Here is a 7698-nt window from a genome sequence, read left to right as displayed (position 1 = left end):
ACCCCTCCCCCTGCTGCCAGCCTGTTCTGACCCGCACCCGGCCCACGGAACCCAGCCAAGGCATGTCACACCCGGGCGCCCCAGCGTGTCCTAACTCCTGACAGCACCGTCAGGCGTGAAGGTAGGCGAGCAATGGACGAGCCGATCGCGAACGAGCCGATCGTGAACGAGCCGATCGCGGACGAGCCGATCGCGGACGAGCCCATCGCGGACAAGCCGGTCCTCGTAACCGGCGGCACAGGCACGCTCGGGCGTATCGTCGTCGCGCGGCTCCTTGCCGAAGGCATGAGCGCGCGGGTGTTGAGCCGTCGGGCGCGGCCGGTGAGCGACCAAGGCCCGTACGAGTGGGCCGTCGGTGACCTCGCCAAGAGGACGGGGCTGGATGCCGCCCTCGCCGGGGTGCGGGCCGTGGTGCACTGTGCGACCAATGCCCGCAACGACGTGGTGGCGACCCGGCGGCTGGTCGAGGCCGCGCGGCGGGCCGGGAGTCCGAGCCCGCACCTCGTCTACATCTCGATCGTCGGCATCGACGTCGTGCCGCTGCCGTACTACCGGTCGAAGCGGGAGGCGGAACGGATCATCCGGTCGTCGGGGCTGCCGTGGACCATCCTGCGCACCACGCAGTTCCACGACCTCGTGGCGACCCTGACCACGGTGCAGCGCCGGCTGCCGGTGGTGCTGACGCTGAGCGGCACGCGTGCCCAGCCGATCGAGGTGGCGGAGGTCGCCGACCGCTTGGTGGAGCTCGTCCGGGGCGCCCCGGCGGGCCGGGTGCCCGACATGGCGGGCCCCGAGGTGCGGGACGCCCGCGACCTCGCGGCCGCCACGCTCCGCGCGTTGGGCCTGCGGCGGCGTGTGGTGCCGCTACGGCTGCCGGGCAGGATCGCCCGCACTCTCCGTGCAGGCGGCAACCTCGCCCCGGACCGGGCGGTCGGCACGGTCACGTTCGAGCAGTACTTGGACTCCGCCCTACCCCGGCCGGCGCCCGGACCGGACCTCGCGGACGAATGACGCCCAGGACGTGGCGGGGTGATGAAGTACGAAGGCGGGGCTGTTCTTCTGCTTGAGTCGCACACGGCGACGCTGTCGCAGCGGGCCCGGCGCTCCCTGCGCGCCGTGTGTGCCGTGTGCGCCGTATGCGCCCCTATGAGACCGGCAGGCTGGACGTGCAGGCCGGGTCCGGGCTGCCCGGCGGGCAGTTGTTGCCCTCTGTCGTGGAGGTGATCCGGCCGGTGAGGCGGCCGTCGCCCGTCCGGGGGTCGGCCGGCCGCACCGAGTAGTGGATCGTTGCTTTGGCGCCGGAGGGCAGGTCGCCCTGCCACTGCAACGTGGGGGAGGAGAACCGCGCCGTGCCGCTGTCGGCCGAGGTGGAGGTGAGCTCGGCGTCGTCCACGACGTCCGACAGGTCGTCGGAGATCGCGGCGCCGTCGATCGCGGTCGTCCCGGTGTTGGTCACCGTCACGGTGTAGGTGACCGTGTCGCCGGGGCGCGCCGTCGCCCGGTCGGCGCTCTTGGCGATTCTGATGGACGTCGCCATGGTGTCGAACGGCGACGCCGGCACCATCGCGGCACCGGTGATCACCCCCACGCCCACCAAAAAGGCGACGAGGGTCAGAACTCTGGGCAGACGATCAGGCAAGACGGTCCCCTCCCTGCACGCATTCAGTGGGGAGAAGGCTTGCACCGGACCATGAGCGTTACCCGTAAACCGCCCCATGGGGTGAACGGTCCCTCAGGCCAACGCCCGCTTCGCCATCCCGATGTCGGGACCTCTTGAAGGGGGGCGCTCTCGGAGCGCCGGGAGTGACTCTATGCCCACGAATGGGCCCAACTCGGCTGTTGCCACGAAAGGTTGAGCGGGCCTTTCTTGTGCGGCTTGTGTTCGATCTAGGCCTGCGCTCCCAGGAACACCGGATTCGTCATCGCCACCATCGGCCCCGGCAGCTCAGAGCCGCTCGGAGCCCTCCTCCGTACCTCGGCCCTCACGTACGCCGCGTACGAAGGCGTCGTGTGCCACTCGGCCGTTCCCCTGCCCGAGGCCGGCAGTGGTGTCTCGTACAGCCGGCCCTGGTCCGTCACGAACGTTGCCGTGCAGCCTTCCGGGATGCCCGAGACGTCCAGGCGGAGGGTCACCGGTGTGTTCCGGTCGGCCGGGAGGCGGTCGCCGATGTCTGCGTGTTCGCCGCGGGCGCCCGTCGCGGTGAAGGACAGCCCCACCGCCGACGACTCCGCGATCCAGCTCCGTCCGGCGCGGATGCCCGCCAGCAGTGCCTCGCGCGTGAGCCCGTCCGCCCGGACCACCGTCTGCGGCAGCCCGACGACCTGGGGCTCGCGGTGGGCGTCGCTGTTGCCCATGGCCGGCAGCCAGCGGCGGTCGCCGTGGCGTACCGACGCGACCAGCATCGCGTCCCACGTCGCGACCGCCATCTCGTCGTCCGGCGTGAACGGGCCGTTCCACACCTCCACCGCGTCCGCGTCCTCGTAGCCGAACTTCCAGTTGCAGCCGACGCAGGTCCCGTACGGGTGGGCGGGGACGACGAGGCCGCCCGCGCGGTGGACGGCGCGGGCGAAGCGGCCGAAGGCGGCGTCGCGGGCGCGGTAGCGCCAGTCGATGAAGACGCCGGGGTCCGTGCCGAGGGCGACCATGTGGCCGTTGCGCGTGGTGACCTCTTCTCCCGTGAGGATCAGGAGGTCGTCATCCCACAGCCCCTCCCACGCGCCGTGCGCCGACGTCGTGTTGTGTTCCGTCGTCGTGATCCAGTCCAGGCCGGCCGCCCGCGCCGCGGCCGCGATCTCGGCGGGGGTGCGCTTGCCGTCGGAGTGGACGCTGTGGAGGTGGTTGTCGCCGCGGTACCAGCCGCGGCCGCGGCCCCGCGCCCGCTGCGGCGGGTACACCGGGCGCGGGGTGGCACCCGTCTGCCCGTACCGCAGCGTCACCGTCACCTCGTACGCCAGGCCCTGCGGGGCGACCGTGTACGGGCCGAGGACGACGTGCCAGGTGCCGGGCCGCACGGGGCCGGCCAGGTAGCCGGGCGTGGCGCGCTCGGCGCTGATCGCGAACTCGGTCCGGGCGCCCCCGGACCAGCCGCGGAAGCCCGCGCCGCCCAGCGCGGTGCCGCGCTCGTCGAAGATGCCGATGTCGCAGGCGTTGCCCTGGGTGCCCGCGGGGACGGCCGGTCTGTCGTACGCGTACGAGACGGCGATTTCGCGCACGCCCGGGGGCACGTCCACGGGCAGGTAGACGTAGTCGGGCGCTCCGGCCGGGAGCCGCCCGGAGACCTTGCGGGTCACGGTCCGACCCTCGGGGCCGTCCCCGGTGCTCGCGAACGTCACGGTATCGAGGGTAAGCACCGCCGCCGCGCCCGTGACAGCCGCGAGCACCGTGCGCCGGTCCGGTCGCCGCCCCGGCTCCGTCCGCTTCGTCCGCTTCATCGCTGTCCTCCCGTGGAAGGGGCTCTTCGGGGGGCACTGTTGTACGCCCGGGCGGCGCGCAGGGGTACAGGAAGGACCACGATTGCGACATTCGTATGGCGGCACCGCCCCGCCGGGGGCCCGCGGGGCCCGTTTGGGCTTACGGTGAGGCCCATTCCCCGCAGGACGCGCTGGGTCACGCAGGACGCAAGGAGGTGCCGCCCCGTGCGGATCGCAACCACGGTCTTCCTCACCGACGAGACGATCAGCCCGGTCCGGCTCGCGAGCGAGCTGGAGCAGCGGGGCTTCGACGGGCTGTACCTGCCGCAGCACACGCACATCCCGGTCAGCCGGGAGACGCCGGCGCCCACGGGCGACCCGCTGCCGCGCGAGTACGGCCGGGCCCTGGACCCGCTGGTGGCGCTCGCTCAGGCCGCGGCGGTCACCGAGCGGATCGAGCTCGGCACGGGTGTCCTGCTGGTGGCCCAGCAGGATCCGATCGCCCTCGCCAAGCAGGTGGCGACGCTCGATCACCTCAGCGGCGGTCGCCTGACGCTGGGCATCGGCTTCGGCTGGAACGTGGAGGAGGCCACCGACCACGGCGTCGAGTGGAAGACCCGGCGTGATCTGGTGCGTGACCGGATGGCCCTGATGCGGGCGCTGTGGGCCGAGGAACCGACCGGCTACCGCGGCGAGTTCGGCGCGGTCAGCGCCAGCTTCGCGCACCCCAAGCCGCTGCGGACGCCGCGGCGGCGCGGCGCGGACGTGCCGCCGCTCATCGGGCCGCGCACCCTGATCGGGGGAGCGGCCGGGCCGAAGCTGTTCGCGCACGTCGCGGAGTACGCGGACGGCTGGATGCCGGTCGGCGGCAGCGGGCTCGGGGAGACGATTCCGCAGCTGCAGCGGGCCTGGCAGGAGGCCGGGCGGCCGGGCGAACCGCACGTCGTCCCGTACGCGGTGCACCCCTCGGCGGGGAAGCTCGCGCACTTCGCCGACCTGGGGCTCGACGAGATCGTGGTGGGGCTGCCGTCGGCGGGCGAGACGGAGATCCTGCGGGCGCTGGACGCGCACGCCGAATTCCTGTGAGCGGCGCGGCCCGGCGGCCGCGCCGACCGCACCGGAGGTGCCCTCCGCCTGAGGTGACGAGCGGCACAGCACATGACGGACGGACCTCCTCCGGACGGGCCGCATCCCGCTCGTATGCTCGGACAATGACTTCGACCCCGCAGCCCCCGCAGGGATCCGCACCGACCGCCAACGCCATGCGGCGCGCCCTCAAACGCGCCCGGGACGGCGTGGCCCTGGACGTCGCCGAGGCCGCCGTGCTCCTCCGGGCCCGCGGCGCGGACCTGGACGACCTGTGTGCGTCCGCCGCCCGGGTGCGCGACGCGGGGCTCGAGGCCGCCGGGCGCCCCGGCGTCATCACGTACTCGAAGAGCGTCTTCATTCCCCTCACCCGCCTCTGCCGGGACAAGTGCCACTACTGCACCTTCGCCACCGTCCCCGGCAAACTGCGCCGCGCGGGGCACGGGATGTTCATGTCGCCGGACGAGGTGCTCGCCATCGCCCGGCGCGGCGCCGAGCTGGGCTGCAAGGAAGCGCTGATCACCCTCGGCGACCGGCCCGAGGACCGCTGGCCCGAGGCCCGCGAGTGGCTGGAGGCGGCGGGTTACGACGACACCATCGCCTACGTCCGCGCCATCTCCATCCGCATCCTGGAGGAGACCGGCCTCCTGCCCCACCTCAACCCCGGCGCGATGAGCTGGACGGACTTCCAGCGGCTCAAGCCCGTCTCCGCCTCGATGGGCATGATGCTGGAGACCACGGCCGAGCGGCTGTGGAGCGAGCCGGGCGGCCCGCACTACGGCTCCCCCGACAAGGAGCCCGCCGTCCGGCTGCGCGTCCTGGAGGACGCCGGCCGCAGCTCCGTGCCGTTCACCAGCGGCCTGCTGATCGGCATCGGCGAGACGCACGAGGAGCGCGCCGAGTCGCTGTTCGCGCTGCGCCGCGTCTCCCGCGCCTACCACGGTATCCAAGAGCTGATCATGCAGAACTTCCGCGCCAAGCCGGACACGGCGATGCGCGGCATGCCCGACGCCGAACTGGACGACCTGGTCGCCACCATCGCCGTGGCCCGGCACATCATGGGCCCCTCCGCCTGCCTCCAGGCGCCGCCCAACCTCGTGGCCGGCGAGTACGAGCGGCTCATCGGCGCCGGCATCGACGACTGGGGCGGCGTCTCCCCGGTCACGCCGGACCACGTCAACCCCGAGCGGCCCTGGCCTCGGATCGACGAGCTGGCCGAGCGCTCCGCAGCCGCCGGCTTTCGGCTGCGGGAACGCCTCGCCGTCTACCCCGAGTTCGTGCAGCGCGGCGAGCCCTGGCTCGACCCGCGCGTGCTGCCGCACGTACGCGCCCTGGCCGACCCGGAGACCGGGCTCGCGAACGAGCACGCCGACGTCAAGGGCCTGCCCTGGCAGGAGCCCGAAGACGTCTTCGTCCCCTCCGGCCGCACCGAGCTGCACCGCGCGATCGACACCGAGGGCCGCACCGCCGACCGGCGCGACGACTTCGACGACGTGTACGGGGACTGGGACGCGCTGCGGGAGGCCGCGGCGCCCGGCATGGCCCCCGAGCGCATCGACGCCGACGTGCGCGAGGCGCTGCGGCAGGCCGCCGACGACCCCACCCGGCTGACCGACCCCCAGGCCCTCGCCCTGCTCCACGCCGACGGGCCCGCGCTCGACGCCCTGTGCCGCATCGCCGACGACCTGCGCCGGGACGTGGTCGGCGACGACGTCACCTACATCGTCACCCGGAACATCAACTTCACCAACGTCTGCTACACCGGCTGCCGCTTCTGCGCCTTCGCCCAGCGGCGCACCGACGCCGACGCGTACACCCTCTCCCTGGAACAGGTCGCCGACCGCGCCGCCCAGGCGTGGGACGTCGGCGCCGTCGAGGTCTGCATGCAGGGCGGCATCCACCCCGACCTGCCCGGCACGGCCTACTTCGACATCGCGCGGGCCGTGAAGCAGCGCGTGCCGGGCATGCACGTGCACGCCTTCTCGCCGATGGAGGTCGTCAACGGCGCGACCCGCACGGGCATGTCCGTACGGGAGTGGCTGGCTGCGGCCAAGGAAGCCGGGCTCGACACCATCCCCGGCACGGCCGCCGAGATCCTCGACGACGAGGTCCGCTGGGTCCTCACCAAGGGCAAGCTGCCCGCCGCCACGTGGATCGAGGTCGTGCGCACCGCGCACGAGCTCGGCATCCGGTCCTCGTCCACGATGATGTACGGGCACGTCGACCAGCCGCGGCACTGGCTCGGGCACTTCCGCCGGCTCGTCGAGATCCAGCGGGAGACGGGCGGCTTCACGGAGTTCGTCACGCTGCCGTTCATCCACACCAACGCGCCCGTGTACCTCGCGGGCATCTCGCGCCCCGGGCCGACCATGCGCGACAACCGGGCGGTCACGGCCATGGCCCGGCTGCTGCTCCACCCGCACATCACCAACATCCAGACCAGCTGGGTCAAGCTCGGCGCGGACGGGGCGGCGGAGATGCTCCGCTCCGGAGCGAACGATCTGGGCGGGACGCTGATGGAGGAGACCATCTCGCGCATGGCGGGCTCCTCGTACGGCTCGTACCGCTCGATCCGCGACCTCGTCGCCATCGCGGAGGCGGCGGGGCGGCCGGCGCGGGCGCGGACCACGGTGTACGGGGAGGTGCCGGACGAGCGGCGGGACGCTGCGCTGGCTTCGGACGGGCATCTGCCGGAGTTGCTGCCGGTCTTGGACGACTAGGGACTGACTGGGCGACTGGGCGACTGGGCGACCGGGCGTCGCGGGTTCTCCCGGGGCACGGCAATGTTGCCGTCTTGTCGAGATGCCTCGACAAGACGGCAACCGCGGGCCGTCTAGGGTGGCCCGCATGTCTTGGCCTCAGAATCCTCAGCAGCCCCACCAGCCTCCGCAGCCGCACCCGGCGCAGCCCCCGCAGGGCGGGCCGCAGGGCGTACCGCACAACGGGGCGTGGGGCGGGCCGGAGGCCACTGCCGTTGATCAGCCGGCCGTCGCCCCGCCGCCGGGCGGGGTCCACGCGGCGCCCACCGCCTTCGCCCAGCCCGCGGTGACGCCCCCCGGCCCGCCGCAGGGCGCCGGTGCCCACGCTCAGCCGACCGTCTTCGCCCAGCCCGCCGTGCAGCCGCCGGGCCACCACGGCGCCGCGGGTGCCCGTCCGAAGCCAGCGCAGCGTCCCGCCGCTCGTCCGGCACCTCCCCGTACA

Annotated in this window: 5 protein-coding genes and 1 pseudogene; 4 read left to right on the top strand and 2 right to left on the bottom strand. The window is 73.3% G+C overall.

Annotated features, from left to right (window positions below):
- The first annotated feature begins 132 nt into the window (after positions 1-132).
- Positions 133-1011 (top strand): NAD(P)H-binding protein, encoded by an 879-nt coding sequence (locus tag ACSNOG_RS30900; RefSeq protein ID WP_436756009.1) that lies wholly within the window; start codon positions 133-135, stop codon positions 1009-1011.
- 133 nt (positions 1012-1144) lie between these two features.
- Here ACSNOG_RS30900 and ACSNOG_RS30895 read toward each other — a convergent pair whose 3' ends face one another.
- Positions 1145-1639, bottom strand: coding sequence for a DUF7507 domain-containing protein (locus tag ACSNOG_RS30895; RefSeq protein ID WP_436756008.1), 495 nt, complete (start codon positions 1637-1639; stop codon positions 1145-1147).
- A gap of 248 nt (positions 1640-1887) precedes the next feature.
- A complete protein-coding gene (locus tag ACSNOG_RS30890; RefSeq protein WP_436756007.1) occupies positions 1888-3432 on the bottom strand; it encodes a CehA/McbA family metallohydrolase in 1545 nt (514 codons plus the stop codon).
- Between the two features lie 204 nt (positions 3433-3636).
- Between ACSNOG_RS30890 and ACSNOG_RS30885 the strand changes: the two genes are divergently transcribed.
- From ACSNOG_RS30885 to ACSNOG_RS30875, 3 genes and pseudogenes are all read left to right on the top strand, one after another.
- Positions 3637-4497: a TIGR03619 family F420-dependent LLM class oxidoreductase gene (locus tag ACSNOG_RS30885; RefSeq protein ID WP_436756006.1), complete on the top strand. Its 861-nt coding sequence runs from the start codon at positions 3637-3639 to the stop codon at positions 4495-4497.
- Between the two features lie 125 nt (positions 4498-4622).
- Entirely contained in the window at positions 4623-7217 is a 2595-nt protein-coding gene (locus ACSNOG_RS30880) for a bifunctional FO biosynthesis protein CofGH (protein WP_436756005.1), read from the top strand.
- A gap of 127 nt (positions 7218-7344) precedes the next feature.
- Positions 7345-7698, top strand: a pseudogene (locus tag ACSNOG_RS30875) (TerD family protein); the annotation flags it as partial.

The organism is Streptomyces sp. URMC 124 (genome assembly GCF_051386455.1).
Taxonomy (GTDB): Bacteria; Actinomycetota; Actinomycetes; order Streptomycetales; family Streptomycetaceae; genus Streptomyces.
This window is presented reverse-complemented; position numbering and strand designations above follow the sequence as displayed.